At 71.5% G+C, this 23,955-nt stretch carries 17 protein-coding genes and 1 pseudogene; 6 read left to right on the top strand and 12 right to left on the bottom strand.

Translation table 11 applies throughout. The features are described 5' to 3' along the window. Window positions 1–101 precede the first annotated feature (101 nt). Window positions 102–2,033 carry a DNA ligase D gene (gene ligD, locus NAEX_RS08565; RefSeq protein WP_211302376.1) on the bottom strand — a complete coding sequence of 644 codons (1,932 nt, stop codon included), beginning with the start codon at window positions 2,031–2,033 and terminating at the stop codon, window positions 102–104. 718 nt (window positions 2,034–2,751) lie between these two features. On the opposite strand from ligD, the gene NAEX_RS08560 reads away from it, so the two are divergent. Next, window positions 2,752–4,044: an RCC1 domain-containing protein gene (locus tag NAEX_RS08560; protein ID WP_100793407.1), complete on the top strand. Its 1,293-nt coding sequence runs from the start codon at window positions 2,752–2,754 to the stop codon at window positions 4,042–4,044. Window positions 4,045–4,246: 202 nt separating this feature from the next. Here the strand turns inward: NAEX_RS08560 and NAEX_RS08555 are convergent, their stop codons facing one another. Next, window positions 4,247–6,871 (bottom strand): protein kinase domain-containing protein, encoded by a 2,625-nt coding sequence (locus NAEX_RS08555; protein WP_143141232.1) that lies wholly within the window; start codon window positions 6,869–6,871, stop codon window positions 4,247–4,249. Window positions 6,872–7,120: 249 nt separating this feature from the next. Here NAEX_RS08555 and NAEX_RS08550 point away from each other — a divergent pair, with 249 nt between their 5' ends. From NAEX_RS08550 to NAEX_RS08535, 4 genes are all read left to right on the top strand, one after another. After that, a complete protein-coding gene (locus NAEX_RS08550; RefSeq protein ID WP_096327023.1) occupies window positions 7,121–8,158 on the top strand; it encodes a PAAR domain-containing protein in 1,038 nt (345 codons plus the stop codon). Beyond that, on the top strand, window positions 8,158–9,264 hold the full coding sequence (locus NAEX_RS08545) for a DUF4123 domain-containing protein (RefSeq protein ID WP_143141231.1): 1,107 nt from the start codon (window positions 8,158–8,160) through the stop codon (window positions 9,262–9,264). Before NAEX_RS08550 ends, NAEX_RS08545 begins: the two co-directional genes overlap by 1 nt. Before the next feature lie 129 nt (window positions 9,265–9,393). Next, window positions 9,394–10,578 (top strand): D-Ala-D-Ala carboxypeptidase family metallohydrolase, encoded by a 1,185-nt coding sequence (locus tag NAEX_RS08540; RefSeq protein WP_096327021.1) that lies wholly within the window; start codon window positions 9,394–9,396, stop codon window positions 10,576–10,578. Beyond that, window positions 10,578–10,946 (top strand): hypothetical protein, encoded by a 369-nt coding sequence (locus NAEX_RS08535; RefSeq protein ID WP_096327020.1) that lies wholly within the window; start codon window positions 10,578–10,580, stop codon window positions 10,944–10,946. Before NAEX_RS08540 ends, NAEX_RS08535 begins: the two co-directional genes overlap by 1 nt. 18 nt (window positions 10,947–10,964) lie before the next feature. On the opposite strand, the gene NAEX_RS08530 is transcribed toward NAEX_RS08535, so the two are convergent. From NAEX_RS08530 to NAEX_RS08495, 8 genes are all read right to left on the bottom strand, one after another. Continuing rightward, window positions 10,965–11,312, bottom strand: a complete 348-nt coding sequence (locus NAEX_RS08530; protein ID WP_096327019.1) for a thioredoxin family protein — start codon at window positions 11,310–11,312, stop codon at window positions 10,965–10,967. 158 nt (window positions 11,313–11,470) lie between these two features. Continuing rightward, on the bottom strand, window positions 11,471–13,861 hold the full coding sequence (locus NAEX_RS08525; protein ID WP_096333554.1) for an ATP-binding cassette domain-containing protein: 2,391 nt from the start codon (window positions 13,859–13,861) through the stop codon (window positions 11,471–11,473). 60 nt (window positions 13,862–13,921) lie between these two features. Further along, complete coding sequence (locus tag NAEX_RS08520; protein WP_096327018.1) at window positions 13,922–14,146, bottom strand: hypothetical protein; 225 nt, start codon at window positions 14,144–14,146, stop codon at window positions 13,922–13,924. Window positions 14,147–14,281: 135 nt separating this feature from the next. Then, window positions 14,282–14,722 carry an SRPBCC family protein gene (locus NAEX_RS08515; RefSeq protein ID WP_096327017.1) on the bottom strand — a complete coding sequence of 147 codons (441 nt, stop codon included), beginning with the start codon at window positions 14,720–14,722 and terminating at the stop codon, window positions 14,282–14,284. Further along, the gene (locus NAEX_RS08510) at window positions 14,719–15,048 is read right to left on the bottom strand and encodes an ArsR/SmtB family transcription factor (RefSeq protein ID WP_096327016.1); all 330 of its coding nucleotides are present in this window, start codon (window positions 15,046–15,048) and stop codon (window positions 14,719–14,721) included. Before NAEX_RS08510 ends, NAEX_RS08515 begins: the two co-directional genes overlap by 4 nt. Window positions 15,049–15,306: 258 nt before the next feature. Further along, a complete protein-coding gene (locus NAEX_RS08505; RefSeq protein ID WP_096327015.1) occupies window positions 15,307–17,142 on the bottom strand; it encodes a hypothetical protein in 1,836 nt (611 codons plus the stop codon). 39 nt (window positions 17,143–17,181) lie between these two features. Continuing rightward, the gene (locus NAEX_RS08500; RefSeq protein WP_170135565.1) at window positions 17,182–18,066 is read right to left on the bottom strand and encodes an STAS domain-containing protein; all 885 of its coding nucleotides are present in this window, start codon (window positions 18,064–18,066) and stop codon (window positions 17,182–17,184) included. Between the two features lie 504 nt (window positions 18,067–18,570). Then, a complete protein-coding gene (locus NAEX_RS08495; protein ID WP_096327013.1) occupies window positions 18,571–19,539 on the bottom strand; it encodes an ADYC domain-containing protein in 969 nt (322 codons plus the stop codon). 1,314 nt (window positions 19,540–20,853) lie between these two features. On the opposite strand from NAEX_RS08495, the gene NAEX_RS08490 reads away from it, so the two are divergent. Further along, window positions 20,854–22,098 carry a sigma-70 family RNA polymerase sigma factor gene (locus tag NAEX_RS08490; protein WP_096327012.1) on the top strand — a complete coding sequence of 415 codons (1,245 nt, stop codon included), beginning with the start codon at window positions 20,854–20,856 and terminating at the stop codon, window positions 22,096–22,098. Between the two features lie 153 nt (window positions 22,099–22,251). On the opposite strand, the gene NAEX_RS08485 is transcribed toward NAEX_RS08490, so the two are convergent. Together NAEX_RS08485 and NAEX_RS54410 are read right to left on the bottom strand one after the other, a co-directional pair. Continuing rightward, complete coding sequence (locus NAEX_RS08485) at window positions 22,252–23,166, bottom strand: PQQ-binding-like beta-propeller repeat protein (RefSeq protein ID WP_096327011.1); 915 nt, start codon at window positions 23,164–23,166, stop codon at window positions 22,252–22,254. A 172-nt stretch (window positions 23,167–23,338) separates the two neighbouring features. Further along, window positions 23,339–23,758: pseudogene (locus NAEX_RS54410) on the bottom strand (hypothetical protein); the annotation flags it as partial. Between the last annotated feature and the right edge of the window lie 197 nt (window positions 23,759–23,955).

Genomic DNA, 23,955 nt, shown 5'->3' with positions numbered 1-23,955 from the left:
AGCAGCACCACGCGGCCGACGTCGCTCCGCTGCGCCCCGTTTACGCCGGGGCTGCCAGCCCTTCGGGGCGAGCACGAGGACCGATCGGGGCGCCCGGGCGGTCAACGTCTCCCCCGCCCGAGCTGCTCGACCGCGACATCGAGCGTCTGGTCGGGCGCGTATCCGGCCCAGGGGTCTCCACGCAGCGCCCGCAGCCGCGCGGGCAGGCTGAAGATGTTCCACTGATCGCCGGCGGTGAGCCGGCCCAGCTCCGACCACGCGACCGGCACGCTGACGCCGAGGCCCGGCCTCACCCGCGCCGAGAAGGCGGCGATCGTCGTCGCGGTCCGACCGTTGCGCAGGTAATCGACGAAGATCCGCCCGCGCCGGTTGCGAGCGCCGCTCTTGGCGACGAACAGCGCCGGCAGCGTGGCGGCCAGGTGCTCGGCGACGTCGCGCGAGAAGTCCTTCACCGGGTCGTACGACCAGCTCGGCCGGAGCGGCACCACGAGGTGAAGGCCCTTGCCGCCGCTCGTCTTGAGGAAGCTGCGCAGCCCGAGGAGCTCGAGGAGCCCCTTGGTGAGCTTCGCGGCGTCCCGCAGCGAGTCCCAGGGGACGCCCTCGCCCGGGTCGAGATCGAAGATGACGCGGTCCGGACGATCGATGTCGGCGGCGGTCGAGTTCCACGTGTGAAACTCGACCACGTTCATCTGCGCGGCCGCCACGAGGCTCTCGGCGCTGGCGATCTCCAGCATCGGCGGGTGGCCAGGGCGCAGCGATTCGCTGAGCTGCCGCACGCCCGGAATGCGGTAATTCTCGGTGTGCTTCTGGAAGAACTGCTCGCCGGCGACGCCGGTCGGGGCGCGCACCATGGAGATCGGGCGGCCCTCGAGGTGGGGCAGCATGTGCTCGGCGACGGCCTCGTAGTAATGGATCAGGTCGAGCTTGGTCGCCCCGCTGGCCGGATCGATGACGCGCTCCGGGTGCGTCACCTTGATCATCGGCGCGGACCGGCGCGCCTTCGGAGGGCTCATCGACGGCACCTCTCGCGGCCGCTCGCGCGAGATCGTCGCGGCGTCCTTGTCGGACCGCAGCCCGTGAAAGACCGGGTGGCGCACGCGGCCGTCGCCGGTCCACTCGCTGAACGACACCTCGGCGACCAACACGGGCCGCACCCAGTGGCCCTTGACCTCACGAGGCCGGTCATGAAACGGCGACCGGTCGACCTCGAGCGCCTTCAACTCGGCGTAGATCGATCGCAACGAGGCCCCGTCGAAGCCCGTGCCGACCTTGCCGGCGTACACGAGTCGGCCCTGCTCGTCGTGCACGCCGAGCAAGAGGCCGCCGAAGCCGGCGCGACGCCCCTTCGGCTCGGTGTAACCGCCGACGACGAACTCCTGCCGCTGCGTGCATTTCAGCTTGATCCACGAGGAGGAGCGCGCGGAGGTGTAGAGGCTGTCGGCGCGCTTGCCGACGAGCCCCTCGAGGCCCCGCTTGCAAGCGTCCGCGAGCAGGCGCTCGACCGGGCCCTCGAGCGTCTCGCTGTACCGCACGTGCTCGCCCGGTCGCGCGGCGTCGAGGACTCGCTTCAAGCGCCGACGGCGCTCGACCAGCGGCACGCGCCGGAGGTCGTGGCCGTCGTGGTAGAGCAGATCGAACACGAAATAGACGATGTCGCGGCTGCCAGCGCCGTCGAACGCCTGTTGCAGCCGTTGAAAGTCCGGCCTGCCCTTCGGATCGAGTACGGTGATTTCGCCGTCGAGCCACGCGGACCCGAGGCCCAGCGCGGCGATCTCGTCGCGCAGCGGCATCATGCGCGAGGTCCAGTCGTTGCCGTTGCGGGTGAACAGCCGGACGTCGTCGCCGTCGACGCGCGCGAGGAGGCGGTACCCGTCGAACTTGGCCTCGTAGACCCAGCCGGCGCCGCGGGGCGGGGCGGTGGCGAGCGTGGCGAGCTGAGGCAGCAGCTTCGCCGGGAGCGGCGCCTTGCGGCCGATGGCGTTTTCGCGCGCCACTCGTCGTGGCCTGGCGTCGTGCTTGGTCGCCGGCGGCATCGCGCCGAAGTCTTGCGGCGCTCCGGGCCCGCGGCGCGCTCCCGGCCGGACACCGGCGAACGGCGGCGATTCCGAGCACCACGCGGGTGAAATCGCGCTCTCCGGCAATTCGGCGCATTCACCGACGAATGCCTCGCGCGAATGTGAGCAGCGCGAATGTGCGCAAGCGAGAAGCATTGCCCGCCCGCCGGATTGCGCGATGACGCGCTCTCATCAGAGCGGGCCGATCGCAAAGATCGCCGGCGCCGTCGCCGTCGCGCGGCCATGCATACCGTGGCACCCGCCGTCCGGGTGGCCACAAACGGCAATGTCATGGGTCGGCGACACGCCCTCGCTGCTCGGCTGAGGCGCTCGGACTCCTCGCTCGGACGACATCGCAGGGACCAGCACGAAGCTCGCGAACCCGAAAGGGTCGCCGTCGGCAGCGGGCGAACGCGGCCCGCCGCGAGGCGCCCGGCCGCCGAACACGGGAAAAATGATGCGCCGGCCAATTGTTTCGGTCGGGCCGGTGACTGGACGGGACGAGAGGGCGCTCGATGTCGTCGAACCACGCTCGGTCGTGCGGGCAGCGGCACGACCTGCCAGGATGACCACGATGACTTACGAATGCCAATCCTTGTCGCGCCGACTTATCATCCCATGGGTCTCGATTCTCCTGACGCTCGGCTGCGGCCCCGGCGGAGGCGGCTCCGGATCGGACGGTGACTCCACCACGGATATGCCGACGGGCACGGCGACCGGCGACCTCGGCACGACCGTGCCGACGGGCACGGAGACCGGCGACCTCGGCACGACCCCCGGGACGAGCACCGGCGTCGAGCCGACGACCGGCGAGCCGACGACCGGCGGTAACGCGGGCCCGAAGGCGCTCCAGGTGGCGGTCACCTGGCTCTCGACGTGCGTGCTCGACGATGGCGGCGCGCTGCGCTGCTGGGGCCTCAACGACAGCGGCGGCCTCGGCCAGGGCCACACGCTCGACACCACGGCCATGCCTGCCTCGGTGAACGCTCCCGTCGAGCTGGGCGCGCCGGTGGTCGCGCTCGCGGGCGGGCAGGGGCACACCTGCGCCCTCGTCTCGGGCGGCAAGGTCCGCTGCTGGGGCTGGAATGTCGACGGGCAGCTCGGCTATGGCCATACGCAGAACGTCGGCGACGACGAGAAGCCCGCCGCGGCCGGGGACATCGATCTGGGGGCTGAAGCGGTCGACCTCGCCGTCGGCTCGCGCCACAACTGCGCCCTCACGGTCGGCGGCAAGGTGCGCTGTTGGGGCAAGGACGACAAGGGCGTGCTCGGCTATGGCGACGGGCAGTCGATCGGCGACGACGAGACGCCGGCCACGGCGGGTGACCTGCCCATCGCCGGCGAGGTCGTGCAGATCAGCGCCGGGATGTTTCATAACTGCGTGCTGATGAAGGACCGGACGGTGCGCTGCTGGGGCCACAACGACGGGCGCCTCGGCTACGGACACAACGCAACAATCCTCGAGGCCGGCAGCGCCGGACCGCTCGACCTCGGCGCGGAGGCGGCGTCGATCGCCAGCGGCAGTCACCACAACTGCGCGATCACGACGAGCGGCGGGCTGCGCTGCTGGGGCATGAACTTCGACGGACAGCTCGGCTACGGCCATCAGGAGACGATCGGAGACGACGAGGCCCCGAGCGCCGCCGGCGAGGTCCCGCTCGGCGGCGCCAAGGTGATCGACGTCGCCCTCGGGCTCTCGTACACGTGCGTGCTCCTCGATTCCGGCGAGGTGCGCTGCGCGGGCCGCAACGACGATGGGCAGCTCGGCCTCGGCCATACGTTCGAGGTCTCCTCCCTGTCGGACCCGGTCGAGCTCGGCGTTCCGATCGTCGACCTCAACGCCCACGGCTATCACACCTGTGGTCTGGCGATCGACGGGACGGTCCGCTGCTGGGGTCGGGGTGCAGAGGGCGCGCTCGGCTACGGCATGCTCGAGAACGTCGGCGACGACGAGGTCCCGGCGACGGCCGGCCCGGTGCCGTTCCTGTAGCTCGTACCTGGGCGCGGACCGGGCGGGCATCCACGTCGCCATGTTCGAATGAGGCGAGCCCGCCGGCGGCGCGAATGGCGAGGACCTGCACGCGGCCGTGGGCGAAGATGACCTGTCGCTGGGGTCGGTTTGGCGGGCGAGCCACGAGCGGGCCGACCTCGATGCGTTCCATGACGGCCGAATGCCGCAGCTAGCTAGCTAGCTAGCAGGCGACCGCTGCCAGCACGCCGAACAGGATGACGAGCGCGAGCCCGGCGTTGACGACCAGCAGCTTCTTGCGCAGCGACCAACCGGCGACGCCGGCCAGCAGCGACCTGGCCCGGGGGACAGGCGAGGTCTGGAACACGACGGTCTCCCCGCTGGCGGGCAGCATCATCGTCGACTCGGGAGCGATGGGCGCGGGCGACGGCTCGACGGCGTCGGACAGCTCCGGCGGTCTGCGCCAGATCCGGGTAGCGTCCGGATCGCTCGTCGGGGGCGGCGGCGCGAGCAGATCGTCGGCGCGAAGGACCTGGGTCGCGTCGGCGAAGGCGGGCACCGGCGATCGATCGGTGGGCGGATCGAGGTGGCGCCCCCGGGCGTCGGCGAAGGCGGGCACCGGCAATTGATCGGTGGGCGAATCGAGGTGGCCGCGCGGTGCGCTGGCGAAGGCCGGTACGGGCAATTCCTCGGTGGGCTGATGGGTCGGCGCGCGGGCGATGACCGTCGAATCGCCGAGGGGGAGCTCCGAGGCGTGGGAGGAGGCGTCGCGTCGCGTCGCCGCGCCGGCGGTGGCCGCATTGCGCGGGCGCTCGCCGATCAAGCCTCGCACCGAGCGCCGCGGGGTCACCTCGGTCTTGTCGGCCGCGGGCACCGGCGAGTGTGAGCCGGTATTCCGGGCTCGCTCGGCCGCCAGGATCGCGCTCTGTGCCACCACCTCGGTGCGCTCGGGAGGCAAGGGCGCCGCAGATCCGGCGAGGGTCGGATCGGAGCGGGACGGAGCGGCGCCGGGCGGGCGCGGGCGCGAGCGCGAGGACGAGGACGCGGCAGCCTGGGCTTGCCCGGACGAGAGGGGGGGATGCGAGCGGGAGGGCGAGGCGCCGGGCGGGCGCGGGCGCGAGGACAGGGAGGACGACGAGGACGCGGACGGCTCGGGCTGGGGGGACGAGAGCGTGGGGTGCGAGCGGGAGGCCGACGCCGAACCGGGGAGGCGCGTGCGGTTCAGCGAGGACGACGAGGACGCGGCGGGCTCGGGCTGCGGGGACGAGAGCGTGGGGTGCGAGCGGGACGGCGACGCCGAACCGGGGAGGCGCGTGGGGTTCAGCGAGGACGACGAGGAGGACGCGGCGGGCTCGTGCTCGAGAGACGAGAGCGTGGGGTGCGAGCGGGACGGCGACGCCGAACCGGGGAGGCGCGTGCGGTTCAGCGAGGACGACGACGCCGAGGGAGGCTCGGAGAGCGACGGCGAGAGGGTCGGGTGAGAGCGCGAGGGCGGTGCTCCGGGCGCTCGCGGGCGCGAGGTCGGCGACGAGGCGTCGGCGGGAGCGAGCGGCGGATGAGCGCGGGACGGCGAGGTCGACCCGCGCAGGCGCGAGCCAGACGTCGCGGCGGAGGACGGGGGATCGCTCGCGAGGGTCGGATAGGAGCGCGAGGGCGAAGCCGAGCCGGAGGGGCGCGAGCCGGACGACGCGGGCGATGCTTCGCCGCGAGCGAGCGGCGAGCCCGACTGCGACGCCCGCGAGTCCGGCGCCGGTGACATGGATGTCCCTTCGGACAGGCCGCCTCGGCTCGGCGCGCCGAGCTCCGGCGGCGGCGACGGTGCTGTGAATGACCTTTCGGACAGATTGGAGGCGCCCGGGAGGCGCGGCTCCTCGGCGATCGGCGCTCCAGATGTCCCTGGGGACAGGTTGGTGGCGCCCGGGCGGAGCGGCGGCGCTCCGGCCGATCCGTGGCCGGACTCCGCCGCGGCCTTCACCTCGGCGGCGTTCGCCTCGGCAGCGGCCCTGGCCTCGGCAGCGGCCTTCCGCTCGGCGGCCGTCGCCCTGGCGGCCCTGGCCTCGGCGGCGGCCTTCTCGTCGGCGGCGGCCTTGGCCTCGGCGGCTTCGGCCGCGGCGGCGGACACCGCCGCGGCGGCCTTCTCGTCCGCGTCGAGCAGCGCGCGCATGGCGGCCCGCAGCGCGGCCGGGTCGGCGTGGCGCTGCTGCGGATCGGTCGCGGTGGCGCGAGCCACCAGCGCCTCCAGGTCGCGGTGCGCCTCGGCCGGCGGACTCCAGCGCGGCAGCGGACCGGCGGTCGCGCGCTGGCCGGTCAGCAACTCATACAGCATCACCCCGATTGCATAGACGTCGCCGCGCGGGCCGACGGGCTGCTGCTCGGGCGCGCGGTACGGCGAATCGTCGGGGTGGCCGGGCACCAGCTCGGCGATCCCGAAGTCGAGCACCTTCACGTCCCCGCGCACCGTGACCACGCAGCGCGCCGACGACAGCGCCCGGTGGGCCGCGCCGGTCGCCGCGTGCGCGCGCTCCACGATCTCCGCCACCTGCTCGCACAGCCGCAGCGCGCGTCGCCACGGCGTCGGCCCTTGCTCGACGTGCCGGTCGAGCCCGCGCGCCATCTGCAGGTCGCTCACGCAGCAGGGCGGCGTCGGCGCCGTGCGAGTGACGCCCCGCGGCAAGACCAGGCCCGAGATCTTGGCCGCCGTCGCCGCGGCGATCACCCGGGCGAACGCGGCCCAGGCGTCCGCCTGGGCGTACTTCGGCTCGAACAGCGTGAGCTCCACCTCGCGTCCGGCCTGGTGATCGACGGCGACGAACACCTGCGCCGGACCGTCGGCGCGCAGGGGAGTCATCAGCTCATAGCGATCGCGGACACGGTCGCCCACGCGCGGCGGGGAGGGAGCGGGCACGGAGGACCTCGCATCATGCCCGCGACGGTCCGCCTCTGTCCATTGCTCGCGGCGAGATCGCGCTGCGCGATTTCGTCATTCACACATTCGCCGACCCGTGGATCGCATGATGGCAATGACAGCCGATCCGCCACGCCGGGCCTGCGCGCCGCGCGTCGGCGGTTTGCGTTACGCTGCCGGCGCTCCGCTCGCATGCCCGACGCCGCCCGCATCAGCGACTTTCACGTCTGTCCGAAGGTCGAGCCCGGTCCGGTGCCGCACGTCGGCGGCCCGATCTTCAGCGGCAGCGCCAACGTGATCGTCGGGTTCTTGCCGGCCGCGCGCAAGGGCGACAGCGTCGTGTGCTTCCCGGTGGGACCGAGCGACCGGATCCAGCAGGGCTCGGCGACCGTGCTGATCAATCACCGCCAGGCGGCGCGCCGCACCGACCCGGCGGTCCACGTCGGCGGCGACCGGATCGTCGGCGGCTGCCCCTCGGTGGTGATCGGCGACTCGACGCAGAGCTTCGTGTTCCGCGCGGCCGCCAGGGTCGGCACGCCCTTTTGTGAGGAGTGCGAGCGCAAGCGGCTGGAGTACGACACCCACGACGATTCGGCCGTGCCCGACGAGCCCGACGTCGAGACCGCGACCCTCGACGACGAGGCGCCGCCGGCGGGCGGGCGTTCCGGGCGCGACGTCTTCGCCGACCTCGACCTCTCGAAGCACGAGCTCGCCGGCCAGCACGACGAGGACGACGGCCTGTCGGAGGCGCGCCTGCAGGCCCGCTACGCCGTCGCCTATCAGTTCTACGCCGCGCACGCGACCGGCCCGATCAAGCCGAGCGACATCCTCTCGCACATCAAGGGCATCGACCTGCAAAAGCCCGTCGTCGTGCGCTCGTTCGCCGGTCGCACCATGTACCAGAGATCGATCCCCGGCGCCGGCGTCGGCCAGTACTTCACGCTCGACCCGTCGATCACGCCGGAGCAGGTCGGCTGCTCGCCGATCAGCTACGGGATGGTCGACGGCAAGCCGGGTCCGCCGCCGCTGCTCCGCGAGCCGCGCGAGGTCGAGTTCGGCGACCCCGCGCTCGGTCTGCAGAGCACGGCGGCGCCGATCGTCGACGACTGGTCGCTCAAGGACCCGCGCAAGGACACGCGGGTGGCGGTGTACTGCGCCGGCGGGGCGACGCAGGTGATGATCCCGCGGAAGTTCCACCCGCCGGCGGGGGCTGAAGCGTGCCCGGGCTGATGCGGATCACGTCGCGCGACGCCTTCGCCGAGGTGCTCGCCGAGGCCCGCGCGCGCACCCGGGCCCACGATCCGTCGCGCTGGCCGGTGCTGCGGCAGATCGAGGGCCAGCTCGAGTTCATGGCCCGCGAGACCGCCCGCGGCCGCGTGCCGCACCCCGACGATCGCGGGCGCACCCACCTGGGCCCGCTCGCCGCCCGCGAATTCGCCGAGCTCGACCCCGAATACGCCGACTGGCTGGCCGAGCTCGACTACACGTTCGCCCGCTATCACGTGCTCGCGGGCGGCCCGCCGCTGCGCCGTCGCGGCGTCTTGCAGGTGTGGTCGGGCCGCGAGGGCTTCCGCAAGCTCGTGCTCGAGCCCGGGGTCGGGCGCACCGTCGGCACGGCCGGCGCCGACTTCGTGGTCCACGCCGATCGGGCCGGCAGCCCGCAATTCCACGTCGTGTGGGACGGCGTGTGCGCGCACGTGCAGGCGATCGACCCGCACCGGATCAGCGTCGGCGGCGAGCCGTGCTGGGTCGGCGAGATGGCCAACCGCGGGTGGATGCAGGCCGGTCGCACGACCTACCGCTTCCTGGTCGAGGATTTCACGCCGCCGCCCGCCCCGGCGAACCCCGGCGAGGCCGCGCTCGCCGCCCTCGCGCCGCTCCGCGGCCTGCGCGACGCCGGCACGCTGTACGCGATCGTCGACGCCGCCCGCGCCGACCGCCCGCTCGAGCTGATCGAGGAGAGCGTCGATCCCTACGCCTCGCTGTACGACGGCGAGCAGGGGCGCGCCTTCGACGACGTCGCGCCGTACCTGGTCCGCCTCGAGCGGGGCTCCGGTCTGCTCGAGCGGCTCGTCGGCGAGGGCTGGGGCGCGGCGTGGGGCGTGTTCGTCGTCAGCGGCGCCGAATTCGAGGTCGTGCGTCGTCAGCTGCGGCGCTTCCTGATGGTCGAGCTCGCGGGCGAGCCGCACCGCGTGTTCTTTCGCTTCTACGACCCGCGGGTGCTGCGGACCGTCGCGCCGGTGCTCACCGCCGACCAGCGGGCCGACTTCCTGCGCCACCTCGACGCCGTGCTCTACGAGTCGCCGCACGAGCTGGCCGCGATCACCCATGCGTAGGTTCCGACGCGTGATGCACGAGCCGGAGCGCGCGCGCGGTCGGGCGCCGTCGCGTCCGCGTCGGGCGGCCCGGATTGATCTTCCGCGGCGAGGGTTGTTAATGTCACGAGCAGGACGGGTGGCGGGGCGATGAGCGGACCAGGGGACACAGGGCTGACCGCGCCGAGGTTCACGCGAGCTCTGCTGGACCCGAGCCCCTCGGGGCCGCTCGGCGGCTTCACCGGCAAGGCCGTCTCGCCGGAGCCGATCCAGGGCGACCCGACCCGCTTCTCGAAGCGGATGGAGGACGCCGGCGCCGCCGCCGACCAGCAGCTCGGCGACAAGCAGGCCGGCGGCGATTGTGCGACCTGTCCGCCGCGGATCCGCCTCGAGCACCGCAGCCAGTACACGGCGAAGACCCGCTACTCCGAGAAGGAGTGGGTCATCGCCGACAAGTTCATCTTCCTCGTCGGCAAGGACGTGAGCGGGAAATTCCGCACGCTGAGCGTCCGCGTGGCCGAGCCGGCCGGCGCGTCGGCGACGTGGGAGGTCACGCCGATCGGCGAGCACAGCGGCACGATCCCGAAGCGCACCGGCACCGGCAACCGCTTCGACTACACGCCGGAGGTCACCAACGCGCAGCGGCCGATCACGGCCTCGCGCAAGCCGAACCCGCCGGTCCAGTACAGCATCAAGGCGACGATCACCCACGAGGGCAAGTCGCACGAGATCACCGAGGTCGTGTCGCAGGACGAGCGGGACATCATCCGCCAGGAGTACGTCGACCAGCGCATGTGGCGGAAGGGCTTCACGCTGCACGTCCCGTACCGCACGCGGATCAAGGAGACCACGCGCGCCGACCTGCGCGGCAACTATCAGCTGATCCTCGACTCGGCGATGACCGAGCTGCTGACCGCGACCGAGGCGGCCTACGGCGAGAAGGTCTACGTCTCGAGCGGGTGGCGGAACCCGCGGCGCAACCTCGCCGCCGGCAGCCAGGTCCCCAACAGCAACCACCAGCACGGGGGCGCGCTCGACATGCAGCCGGTGGGGGCGAAGCAGATGACGGGCGCGACCCGGCGGTCGGCCTACCTCCGGCTCTACAACGCGGCGCGCACGGTCAGGTCCCGCGTGGTCCTGCTCGAGAAGGGCCCCAGGGCGGTCTATCCGTCGAGCGCGGCGGTGCCCGAGCCGACGCCGGAGATGCCGGACCACAACGAAGACGGCATCCCGGACGCGGCGACCTCGAAGGGCTCGCGGGTCGAGTCGCTGTTCGACATCGCCAGCCACGTGCACATCGACCGCGCGGCCCCCGACGAGGCGGACGACGACTGATGCTGAAGTTCGAGAGCGACCAGCGCCGCGAGATCACCGCCGCCGCCCGCGACGAGTCGGAGCGGCGGATCTTCGCCCTGCTGCGCCAGCACTACGGGCCGACCCACGTGTGGCCGGGCGACGCGCAGGCGCTCGAGGTCGTGCGCGCCGCGACGTTCAAGGCCGCCGGCTACGAGATGAACGCGGAGCGCGACGTGTTCAAGATCGCCGCGCTGATGCTGAGCTTCAGCGACGACTTCGACGCCCGCGAGCCGTGGGCCCGCGAGATCGTGGCCGCGCGCGAAGGCAACGCCCCGATCGCCGATCTGCTGTATCAGGCCGGCATCGCCGAGGTCCGGCGCCACGAGGACGCCGCGCGCCGATCGTAGCCGCGCGCTCGCGGAGCCTCAGCCGCCGGCGGCCTCCGACCCGGCGAACCGCTGGAACGCGTCCGCGAGCTCGCCCCGCGAGGGCCGCGCGAGCTGATGGACGACCGCGCCGTCGCGCATGAGCACGAAGTTCGGCCACAACTTGACCCGGAACGAGCGCCCCAGCGGCCGGCCGGGGCCGTCCTCGACCTTGACGTGCTCGACCGCGGGGTAGCGCTCGAGCAGCGACCTTACCCCCGCGGCGGCCGCCTGGCAGTAGCCGCACCAGGCCGTGCCGAATTCGACGAGGACGAGGCCTCTCCGCTGGTCGAGCTGCTCGCGTCTCGGCGCGTGATCGGGATCGAGGTATTCGGGCGCGAACGACATGGCAGAGGCTTCCTGTCCGGCATTGTGATCGCGCCTGCGAAGTCCACCAGTGCGCGTCGGACGCCAGGTCGAGCGACCGGCGCCGAAAGACTTCCCGCCTTCGTCCGGGCCGGCCCGTGCAGGCGGGCCAGCCCATCGCGTCCCTCACGCGCTCGGGGTCAGCGAGCCGCGGCGGCCTTCGCAGGGCTGCCGACGAATGCTGCCAGGTGCTTGCCGGTCAGCGTCGACTTCGCCGCGACCAGGTCGGTCGGGGTGCCTTCGAACACGACCTTCCCGCCGTCATGGCCCGCGCCCGGCCCGAGGTCGATGATCCAGTCGGCGTGGGCCATCACGGCCTGGTTGTGCTCGATCACGAGGACCGACTTGCCCGAGTCGACCAGCCGATCGAGCAGCCCGAGCAGCTGCTCGAGGTCGGCCAGGTGCAGCCCGGTGGTCGGCTCGTCGAGCACGTAGACCCCGCCGTCGGCGCCCATGTGCGTCGCCAGCTTGAGCCGCTGGCGCTCGCCGCCGGACAGCGTGGTGAGCGGCTGACCGAGCCGCAGGTAGCCGAGCCCGACGTCGGCCATGCGCTGGAGGATCGCGTGCGCGGCCGGCGTACGCGCCTCGCCGGCGCCGAAGAAGCGGACCGCCTCTTCGACGGACAGGTCGAGCACCTCGGCGATGTTGAGCTTGCCGAGCCGGTACTCGAGCACCGACGCCTGGAACCGCCGGCCCTCGCAGTCCTCGCACACGGTGGTGACGCCGGCCATCATCGCCAGGTCGGTGTAGATCACCCCGGCGCCGTTGCAGGTCGGGCAGGCGCCCTCCGAGTTGGCGCTGAACAGGGCCGGCTTGACGCCGTTGGCCTTGGCGAAGGCCTTGCGGATCGGCTCCAGCAGATCGGTGTACGTGGCAGGGTTGCTCCGCCGCGAGCCGCGGATCGGGGCCTGGTCGACCGACACCACGCCCTCCCGGCCGCACACCGAGCCGCGGATCAGCGAGCTCTTGCCCGACCCGGCCACGCCGGTCACCACCACCAGCACGCCGAGCGGGATGTCGACGTCGACGTTCTTGAGGTTGTGCGTGCGGGCCCCGCGGATCTTCATCACGCCCGACGGCCTCCGCACCTTCGGCTTCAGCGCGACGCGGTCGCTGAGGTGCCGCCCGGTGAGCGTGCCGCTGGCCCGCAGCCCCTCGACGGTGCCCTGAAAGACCACCTGCCCGCCGGCGGTGCCGGCATGCGGGCCGAGGTCGATGACGTGGTCGGCGATCGCGATCGTCTCCGGCTTGTGCTCGACCACGAGGACGGTGTTGCCCTTGTCGCGCAGCCGCAGCAGCAGGTTGTTCATCCGCTGGATGTCGTGCGGGTGGAGGCCGATCGTCGGCTCGTCGAAGACGTAGGTGACGTCGGTGAGCGACGACCCGAGGTGGCCGATCATCTTGGTGCGCTGCGCCTCGCCGCCCGACAGCGTGCCGGACGGTCGGTCGAGGCTGAGGTAGCCGAGCCCGATCTCGACGAACGAGTCGAGCGTCTGCCGCAGCTTCGTCAGCAGCGGCGCGACCGACGGCTCGTTCAGCCCGCGCACCCACTCGGCGAGGTCGCTGATCTGCATCGCGCAGGCGTCGGCGATGCTCTTCCCCTTGATCTTCGACGACCGGGCGGACTCGTTGAGCCGGGTACCGCCGCACTCGGGGCAGGCGGTGAAGGTCACCGCGCGCTCCACGAACGCGCGGATGTGCGGCTGCATCGCGTCGAGGTCCTTCGACAAGAACGACTTCTGGATCGCCGGGATCAGCCCCGAGTACGTCAGGTTGATGCCCTCGACCTTGATCTTGGTCGGCTCCTTGTGGAGCAGGTCGTGCAGCTCTTTCTTGCTGTACTTGCGGATCGGCTTGTCCGGGTCGAAAAAGCCGCAGCCGCGGTAGATCCGGCCGTACCAGCCCTCCATGCTGTAGCCGGGGATCGTCAGCGCCCCCTGGTTGAGCGACTTGCTGTCGTCGTACAGCTGGGACAGGTCGAAGTCGGAGATCTGCCCCATGCCCTCGCAGCGCGGGCACATGCCGCCGTTGACGGTGAAGACGCGCTTCTCGGGCTTCTTGCCGGCGCCCTTCTCGACCTCGATCTCGCCGACCCCGCGCACCGACGGGACGTTGAAGGAGAAGGCGTTGGACGAGCCGATGTGCGGCTTGCCGAGGCGGCTCCACAGCACCCGCAGCATCGCGTTGGCGTCGGTCGCCGTGCCGACCGTCGAGCGGGAGTTGGCGCCCATGCGCTCCTGGTCGATGATGATCGCGGTCGTCAGCCCGTCCAGGACGTCGACCTCGGGCCGCGCCAGCGTCGGCATGAAGCCCTGCACGAACGCGCTGTAGGTCTCGTTGATCAGGCGCTGCGACTCCGCGGCGATCGTGCCGAACACCAGCGACGATTTGCCCGAGCCCGAGACGCCGGTGAACACGGTCAGCCGCCGCTTGGGGATCTCGACGCTCACGTCCTTGAGGTTGTTCTCCCGGGCGCCCTGGACGCGGATCAGGTCGTGGGTGTCGGCGGGGTGTCGGCTTGAAGCGGCCATGGTCGCGCTCATTTCCTTGAGTATCGACGGTTTGTCAAGAGCGCCCCGCGGGCGCCCGGGTCACCCGTGGGACCGGGCCGACGCGCCGCGCCCCTTGGCGGTGTAGGGCAGCACGAACAGGTACAGCCCGCTGAGCAGCAGCAAGATGAGGGGGAACAGGGCCAAGAGGCCCACCCAGACGGCGGGCTGCTCCTGCCCCATGGCGGCGATGTTGATGAGGACGGCCACCGTGAAGGCAATGGACAGCCAGCGGTGGGTCTGCCGAATCGACTTGTTCCAATTCATTGGGATCTCCTGGGAGGAAACGGGCCCGAGGCGAATCGGGCACACCTACGAATACTGTGCAACCACTGTCGGGAGGACGTCCGGCTCGCCGCGCGCGAGGGCGCCGCGGCGAGCAGGTCGGAGGCCTCGACCGAATCACTCGGTCTTGTCGAGCAGCTCGATGAGCTTCTCGCCCATCATCTTCCAGCCGTAGCGCGCACCGCCGAATTCCTGCTTCTGGTCCGGCTTGAAGCCCGACTGCACGAGCGACAGGCGGGTGCCCGACGCGGTGGGCGCGAGCGTGAAGGTGACGACGGTGTCGAGGAACGGGACGGTCCAGGTGTAGCTGATCTTCCGCGGCGCCTCGACCTCGAGGATCCGGCAGTTCACGGTGCCGTCCCAACCGGGGTACGGCTGCGTCTTGAACGTGAAGTCCGTCCCCGGCGCGAGCTCGAAGCCGATGACGGGCAGCAGCCACTCCGCGAGCAGGACGGGGTCGGTCAGCGCCCGCCAGACCTTCTCCGGCGCATGATTCAACTCGAACTCGAACGAGAGGGACTCGCGCTGCGAGGGTGCGGTCTTGTCGGTGAGGGTCATTGATCCATTCTCTTCAACAGTTGGTCAAGGCGATCGACGTGCTCCGTCCAGAAGGCACGGTAGTGTGCGATCCAGTCGATGAGCGGCTTCATCCCCCGCGGCTCCACCCGATAGTAGACACAACGCCCCTCCCGCCGGCCGTTCACCAGGCCGGCATCTTTCAACGTCGCGAGGTGCTGCGAGACGGCCGGCTGCGAGATGTCGAAGCGCGCGGTGAGGTCCTTCACCGCCGCCTCGCCACGCGTGAGCGACTCGAAGATCGCCCGGCGACTGGGGTCCGCCAGCGCCTGGAAGATCTTGTCCTCGAGCACGGCCGCGCTCTGCATGGCTGACTTATAAGCCGATGCTTATGGGTTGTCAAGCAGCCGAATGGGCCGCCAAAGCGGGCAGAACAGGGGGGCAGGAGCCCATGCTCCTCCTCGTGCCGCACGCCGGAGGGCCCGCGGCTCGCGCGTGGCGCTCCGCGAGCAGGACAACGTCGAGGCGCGCCGGGAGCCGACGGGGCGGTGATCGATGCGAGCTCCGGGCCGCCGCGTTCCTGGCCTTTCAGCCAGGTGTCCCGGCAGCGCGCGACGCCGCCGGGCCTACGCGGTCGATGCCGGCGGGGCCGCGCGCTCGGCGACCCAGCGTTCGACCTCGGGCGTCGACGGCACGAGCGAGCCGAGCGCTGCGACCAGCGGCTCGAGCTCGCGGCGCGGGCGATCGTCGCTCATCTGCAGGCGGATCCCGCCGCCGAGCTCGGTCACCGTGAAGGAGTCGGGCAGGGCGGCGCGATCGAGGCGCGCGGCGTGGTCGGCCGACATCCAGAGCCGCCGGTCGACCCCGCGGACGTGGGTCTCGTGCCAGGCCGCCAACTTGAGCGGCCCGTCGTCGCGGACGGTGATGTGCTCCCAGCGCGTCTTGTCGTCGGGGCGGTAGCGGTGCATTTCGACGAGCGCCGAGGTCGACACGCCGGCGCGGATCGCCTCGTCGCAGATCGCCTCGAGGCGGCGCAGGTCCTCGGCGTGCTCGCATTCGGGGTCGGCACCCGCGAGCACGAGCTCGACGACGAGCCGGTCGCGCGGGTCCATCTGCCACGGGGCGTAGCCGAAGGTGCCGAACAGGTAGCTGCCGCCCTTGACCTGAAACGGGGTCGTCGGGCCGGGGAACAGGGCGGCGACGCGGTCGAACGGCGGCCGGCTGCCCTCGGTGCGCTCGTGCAGCACGACCTCGTCGTCGCGCAGGACGCGCAGAAACTCGTCCTCGTGCGCGGCGCTCCACGCCTCGACGTGCGGCCGGGCCCACGCCCACGCCTCCGCGAGCGACCCGCGCAGGGTGACGTGCGCGCTGACGTGCTCGCGGCGGTGCATCAAGAACAGGGTGTGCGTGTCGACGTGCTCGCGCGTCGCGCTCGGCCGCCACGGCTGCCACATCACCATCAATTCGAGCTCGCCGGTCGACCGCGAGGCGCCGCTCGTGACCTCCGCGACCAGCTCGCACTCGCCTTCCTTGAGCGTCCGATAGACGACGGCGAGCCACCCTTCCGACCTGCGCTCGATCTCCCGCGCCTTGCTGGCCTCGCGGCGACCCATGGCGAACATGTCGGGGGCTTCGACGAGCCCCGCCGGGATCGCCGCCCTCGCGTCGACCCAGGTGTGCGGGCCCGCGGGGACGAGCTTCAGCGCCTCGTGCGAGCAGGACACGACCTCGACGAAGCCCTGCTCGACGGCGCTGCCGGTCAGGCGGATCGACAGGCCGCGTCCGGGCCCGCCGACCGAGCCGATCTGCACGCGGTGCTCGCAGGTCTGGCCCACGAAGACGAGGTGCCGGCACCCCCAGCCGCGATTGCTGCCCCAGCCGATCGCGAACGCCGGCGCGCCCTCGCGGTACTGCGGCGTCCAGACCGGCTGCTTGCGGCGCAGCGCGAGGGTCGTGCCGCGCAGCGCCCGGTCGCCGAACATCTGCGCGACGGGCAGGCCGAAGCGCTGGGCCGCGACCTCCAGCGCCGTCTCGGGGAAGATCTGGATCAGCCCGTCCGCGAACGCCTTCGTCAGCTCGGCCGGCGTGCCCTTGGCCAGCAGCGGCGCCACCAGCCGCTTTGCGGGGCCCCGCCGGGCGCCGGACCCCCATCCGCCGGCGCGCTTGCCCTCGGCGAGGAGGCCGAGCCACACGATCGCGCTCGCCTCGCAGTAGGCCTCGAGCACCGGCAGCTTCGTCGCCGTCGACACCGCGTCGGCGAGCGCCCCGGCCTCGTGGCCGTCGTCCTCGATCGTCAGCCACGGCGCGCGGCCGCCGAGGCGGATCACCCGGTCGGCACCGCGGGTGCGCGCGACCCGTTCGTAGCCGGTTTTCTTCGCGTACGCGAGCACCGCCCGGACGACGCGCTCGCGCTGCCGCTCGGTCGGGGCATGGACGTGCAGGTTGTGGAAGTTGCGGCTCATGCAGGCAGGCGCCGAGGATGCCACCTCGGCGGCGCCCAGTCAGCCGCTCTCCATGGCGAACGCGATGCCGCTCTGCAGCGTGCCGCGCACGACCAGCCCGTCGAGGCCCAGGCCCAGGCCCACCAGGGTCCCGGCGACCTCGGGACGGATGCCCGTGAGTACGACCTGGGCGCCGAGCAGGCGGACCGCCCGCGCGGCCTGGACGAGCCCGTTCGCCACCGCCGAGTCGACCATCGACACCCCGGTCACGTCGAGGATGGCGATCGCGGCCCTCCGCTTGCTGATGCCGTCCAGCAGGGTCTCCAGCACCTGCTTGGCCCGCGTCTCGTCGACCTGGCCGATGAGCGGCATCACCACCACGCGGTCGCTGATCGGAATGAGCGGAGTCGACAGCTCGGCCAGCGTGGTCGCCTGGACCCGGATGATCTCCTCCTGCAGCCGCTGCCGCTCCTCTTCGGCGCGCTTCATCGACCGCAGGTCGCGCGTGATCGTGGCCAGCCCGATCGGCTCGTTCTTCGCGTTCTTGGCGAGGAAGAGGCTGTAATGGACAGGGATCGTCGCTCCCGTCCCGATGTGACGGAAGCGGAATTCACCCGCCCATTGACCGGTGCGCAGGACGATCGGCAGGATCGTCTCCTGCACATAAGGCAGATCCGCCGGATCGAAGTAGCTCTGGACGAGGGTGCGCTTCGCCTCTTCCATGCTCGAGAGCCCGACCAGCTCTCGCCCGGCCGCGTTGACGTAGAGGGCGTGGCCCTCCATGTCGGCGATGCCGATGAAGTCGGAGCTACAATCGATGAGGCGGAGCAACGATTGCTGCGCGTCGTGGTCGTCGAGGTTCCACGCGTTCGCCTCGCGCAGCGCCTCGATCGTACGTTGCTGCTCGACGACCTGTCGCTCCAGCTCCGCGATCCGCTGTCGCAATGCGTCCGTGGAGGACTCGCCAGCGCGATCGGAGGGACCGTCGTGAGACGACATTCGGCGAAACTACCGACATTTTTGTCCAGTTGCAACAACGTGAGGGCCGAAGGGCCCTCGTGGGCCGGTCCGGCGCGGCGCTCGGTGCGAGCAGGTGGGAGCGCTCTGCGCGCTGGCGAGTAACGTGTTCCAGCGCGCGCGCTCTCCAACGCGCATGGCGATAGCCGCGCGGCTGCGTCAGGTGCGAGGAGGGCGCAACTCTTCACCCCGCTCTCTCCCTGCCTGTTCGCATGCGATGCCGAGGCAGGAGCGTTCCGGGGCAATTGCTGCGAGGTCGCGGGGATCCGGCGATCATCGGGACATCGTGGGTGGAGACTTCGTCGTCACTGCCGCCATTGCGAGCACCGCCCGCCTTCGTCTACGTCGTCGCGGCCGGCGTGCCCGGGGCACGAGGCGCCCTCGTGCTCGGTCGGCCACCGTCGACGACGCGCGACGAGCTTGCTCGCGCGCTCAAGGCTCCGCGGCGTAGGTGACCCACTCGCCCTCGTCGAGCGACAGGCCGGCGCAGCTCGGCAGGCCGCAGTCGACGAGGGTGCCGGCGATCCGCGGGCTGCCGAGGCACAGCGCGCCGTCCTCGGTCCACACCGCCTCGAGCTCGCCGAGCTCGGCGAACGTTTCGGGCGCGACCGTGCCCTCGGCGTTGGCCCAGTGGACCTCGGTGCCGTTCTGCGTGTAGCTCTCGCCGCCGCCGCAGTAGTCGGCGGTCACCATCTTGAGCGTCGCCTGCCGCTGCGCCGGGGTGGTCGCGCTCGACTGCGGGCCGTAGCCGAGCAGGCGCATCTTCGCGGCGGCCGAGCCGGCGCAGGCGATCGTCAGCCAGCGCGAGCGGCCGGGGTTCACCGTCTTGTCGTCGAGGTCGTAGGTCTCGCCGCCGATCACCGTCGCCGCGCTGGCGAGGGTGTCGAGCAGGTTCCCGCTGCAGACGTTGCGCAGGCCGAGCAGCGCCGCCAGATCGGGGTAGAGCAGCGCGTAGGTCGGCACCTTCGGCGCGCCCTCGGCCCACGAGTCGATCTCCTGGTAGCCGAGCACCGTGATCGGCACGGGCAACGACAGGAGACCCGGCCCCTGGACCAGGATCGTCGCCCCGATCAGCTGCGCGCCGCGCAGGGTCTGACCGCTCGGGTTGCGGGCGACGAGGGCGTCGTGCTCGACCTCGAGGCGATAGTTGCCGAGCAGCCCGGCGGGCGCCAAAAAGCCGACGATCCGCACGCCGTCGCCGTTGGCGGCGCCGTCGAGGTTGAGCTCGCGGATCGATCTGCCGTTGACCTCGGCCGAGTTGAAGCCGCACTTCCAGGTCGGGCACGCGTACGGCCGCAGCGCGACCTCGTCGTCGGCGGCGTCCGCCGGCTCGCCCTGGTCGCAAGCCGCGGCGAAGGCGAGCGCCGCGGCGATGACGCAGTGATATGTCCTCTTGTACATGTTATCTCCGCCTTCCCGGTTGCGAGGAGAGCGTGACCGCATATCGCTCGCGGTTCGGACGCCCCGGCTCGCCAAGACCGTGGTGATCGACATGCGAAGAACCTACCGAGCACGGGCGCAAGGCGTCAACCCGGGCTTTGCGTCGTCGTGGCCGTTCGGGCGCCCGTGGGCGCCCATGGGCGCCTTGTGAGCATTTCACTCGCGCATTGGTGGGGGTCCAGGAACATCGTCGCCGCCGGGTGCCGCCCCCTGACAGCCGTGAGCCGGACATGCCGGACGACCGGCCGTCTTCACATTCGCGCTGCCGCGTCGAATCGGGCACCTGCGCCGGCGCAGGCGCGGCCGGGGCCCCTCAGCGGCGCACGCAGCGTCTTTCGGGGTTTCGACGTTTCGGGGACGTCATTGTCCTCCCGGGCCGGCGCTTCGAAGGGCTGGCTGCGCGCGGATCGATCTGCGGCCGCGTTCAGTCGGCCCTCGGGATGGCAGCGTCGACATGGCGACGTGAATCGATGTCACCCTTCCATCTCGGCTCGACCCGGCCGGCCCGTGTCCCGGGCCCAGGGGCGCCCACGGGCGCCTCGCGGGCGCCCAGAGGTGCCCTCCCGCACGCGAGCGCTCTGCTGCCGCGAGAGCGTCGCCGTCGAACGAGGTCGAGTGCCCTCAGGGCGAGCGCACGTGGAGCCGCCGCCGCGGGCGTGCATGCCCGTGGCGATCGCAGCCGTGGAGATGCTGGCCGACGAGCCGACCCGCGGGCCTGCGGCGCCGTCTCGAGAAGTGCGCCGCGCCGAGCGAGCGAAGGCGGCCGGCCTCGCGCTCGAGGCGGGCGTGCCGTGGCGAAGCCTCGACGCGGACGTGGAGCTCGCAGACGAGGGCTGCGTCGCAGCCGACGCCCGACGTGCACGTGCAGCCGGTGCACCCACGGAGCCACGGACCCGGCGTCGGTCGCGTCGAGATCGGCGTCACGGCGGAGCGCCGTGGTGACGGCGCCGGCGGCGGGCAGAGCGCGATGATGTTGAGAATGTATCGACTCGCAGCTCGCCTCCGCGAGCGCTCCGTCGCTTCGGCATGCATGTCGATGCATTTACAGATTGTTTTTAGTATTTTACCTGATGTCGATTTCGGTTTTAGCCCTATTTTTGGTCGCCACGAAACGCGGTCTCAGTCGGACAAAGTCGAGTAAAGTCGAAGAAAAACCGCGCATATGCCGCAGTTAACGCTGTTCTTTACGGGATTTTGATGCGGATGAGCCCACTTCTTTACGTCCTCTTTATCTGATCATTGCGAATCTATTGGAGGTCAGACGAGGGGTCCACAATGCTCAATCGAATCACCAACTCCGGGAATGATTGCACCTTCACTGCGGCGCCGATGGGTGGTGCGACGACCGCGCGGTACTTCCGCGAGCTGGCCGATGTCACGGTGATGGGGAAGGACGAGGAGATGGCTGCGGCCACGCGCCTGGTCGAGCTGCGCAAGGCGATGTGGGTCGCCTTCCTGAGCTACCCGCCGTTCGTGTCGGCGATCTGCGCCCTGATCGCCGAGCGCCTGTCGGCCGAGGCGGTCCCGCCGGCCCTGCTCGAGGCGGTCGAGAAGACCTCGCGGGCGCTCCGCGACCGCGTGCTGAAGAGCCACGAGGAGGCCTTCAACGCCGCGCGCAACGCCCTGATCGAGCGCCTGGTGTTCGCCGACGTCGACAGCGTCGTCGCCGACTCGATCCTCGCCGACCTCAGCGGCCTCGAGGGCGACCGCAACGTCGCCACCAACATGAAGGTCAAGCCGCCCTACCGCGACAGCGCCCCCTTCGTCCGCTACGTCACCGCCGCCCGCAAGGCCCACAACGCGGTGATGCTGGCCAAGAACGCGTTCGTGCGCAGCAACCTGCGCCTCGTCGTCGCCATCGCCCGCCGCTTCGCCCGCAGCGCGATCCCGCTGCAGGACCTCATCCAGGACGGCAACATCGGCCTGATGAAGGCCGTCGATCGCTTCGACCCCTCCCGCGGCTGCCGCTTCGCCACCTACGCCGCCTGGTGGATCCGCTACGCCATCACCCGCGCGATCGTCGACACCGACCGCAGCGTCCGCCTGCCGCTGCACATGATCGACGCCTGCAAGAAGGTCAACCGCGCCCGCCGCGAGTACGAGGTGATGTACGGCCGCACCCCGACCGACGAGGAGCTGTCGTCGGCCACCGGCATCAGCATGGAGCGGATCCAGCGGATGAGCTGGTCGCTGATCGACCAGCCGCTGAGCCTGTCGCTGCCGGCCACCCGCGACGGCGAGAGCACCCTCGCCGACACCCTCGTCGATTCCAGCCAGGCCGCGCCGTACGAGCTGATGGACTCGGCGCTGCTGCAGGACGCGCTGCTCGAGGTGTTCGAGAAGCTGTCGCCGATGGAGGCCGACATCCTCCGCAAGCGCGTCGGCATGGACGGCGAGCCCGAGCTCACCCTCAAGGAGATCGGCGCCAACTACTCGCTGTCGCGCGAGCGCATCCGTCAGCTGCAGGAGCAGGCGCTGCGCAAGCTCCGCTCGGAGTTCGCGCGCCGCCAGCTGATGTGATTGCCTCGAGCCCCTCATGACCCCGACCACGAGCCGGTCGCCCCCGCGGGCCACCGGCTCGTATCGTTTCATTTTCACCGCGGACAGTCGGCGGCGGCCGAGCTCGGTGACCGAGCTTTCGAGGTCGCCGCGGTGCGGAAGGCCAGGCCGCGATCACGGCAGGTGCGGGACGACGTAGCGCCCCTCGTCGTCCTCCCACTCGCTGGTCTCGAGGCTGTAAAACCGGCCGTCCGGGCCGGCGCGGAAGTCCAGGACCCAGCCCTCGACCTGGTCGAGCTCGTAAAGACGGGCGCCTTCCGCGTCGTAGCGGGCGACCGACGAGCTGCCGGAGTCGTCGCCCATGAAGTCCCAGTCGACGAAGAAGCCGCCGTTCGGCGCGGGCACGAACGCTCCGGGGATCGCGCGGGTGGTGCCCGGGCTGCTGCGCCACCACTGGAGCGCGCCGGCGGCGTCGTAGGCCGCCACCGCTCCGCCGCCCGTCTCGTCGGGGCTGTCCGAGAGCTGCATGGCGACCAGGACGGACCCGGCGGGGTCGACCATGAGGCTCGGGGCCGAGGTCGCGCCGTACGCCGGCGATTTCAGCGAGGTCTGCCACAGCAGCGCGCCGTCGGGCGCGAGCGCTTCGAGGTAGACGGCACGGCTCGCCGCATCGCCGTGCCCGCGATCCCCGCCGATAAAGATTCGCCCCTGCGCGTCGACGGCGACGTCGCGATAGTCGACGGACCACGCGTCGCCCTCGGGCGCGGCGCGGAGCCACAGCGTCTCGCCCGCGGCGTCGACGGCCCGCAAATGGGCGGGACGCACCGCGACGATGTCGCCGCCGGGCGTGGAGGCGAGCTGGATCGACGACACGTCGTGATCGTCGAGGTCCGAGGCATACGTCGAGGACCACACCACGGAGCCGGTCGGAGCCAGACGAGCGAGCCAGAGCTTCGGCGGCTCGTCCGGGACCGGCTCGTACTCGACGCCGCCGACGAGGATGTCGCCGTTGCCCGCCAGCTCGAGCGCGACGAGGCGCCGGTTCGCGAGGTCGACGTGCGACCACGGCGTCGGCCCGTCCGGGAGCATCGGCCTCAGCTCGAGCTGCGGCGGTCCCTCGTACGTCTGGCCGCCGAGGACGAAGGCGTCGCTCGCGGCGCCGAGCAGCGCCGTCGAGGATCACGAGCTGGCTGGCCCACGAGGGCGGCTCTTGCTTCCACACGGGCGGCAGCATGGTCCCCATGCCCTCGCTGCAATCGGGCAAACAGCCGTCCGCGGGGGCGTGGTTGCCGTCGTCGCAGGCCTCGCCGGGATCGAGGGTGCCGTCGCCGCACAGCGGATCGAGCGGCAGCGGCGGATCGGGACCCGGGGTGAGCGGCCCGGGCTCGTCGGGCGCATCGATGGTGCTGCCATCGCCGTCCGGCTCCCCGGAGGTGGTGCCGGACGAGCCGCCGGAGGTCGCGTGGTCGACGTCGCCGCTGGCGGTGGAGCCGGCGGAGAGATCGGTGGTATCGCCAGGATCAGGCGTGGGGGCGCCGGCCTCGGTGGTGCCGCCATTCGGGGCGTCGGACGGCGATTCGTCGAGGGTCTGGGAAGTGGCTGCGCCGGAGGCCGCGGGCTCGTCGTCGGGGAGCGGCTCGCGGGTACAGGCTGCGCATAGCGCCAGCCACAAACCGCTCATCACGCGCGTCATGGCGCGCACCCGAACCGCTGCATGCTCCGACATCGCCTTCCGATCGGTACCACCCCGGCGCCGATGCACAAGCGCGGCCGGAGGGCCAGCGGCCGCCGATCACGCCGGGCCGGTGGTCGTCGTCACATTCGCGAGAAGAGGCCCGCCGGCGCTCGCGTACCGCGACACGCGGAACCTCAGCGGTG

This window comes from Nannocystis exedens (genome assembly GCF_002343915.1).
Classification (GTDB): Bacteria; Myxococcota_A; Polyangia; order Nannocystales; family Nannocystaceae; genus Nannocystis; species Nannocystis exedens.
This window is presented reverse-complemented; position numbering and strand designations above follow the sequence as displayed.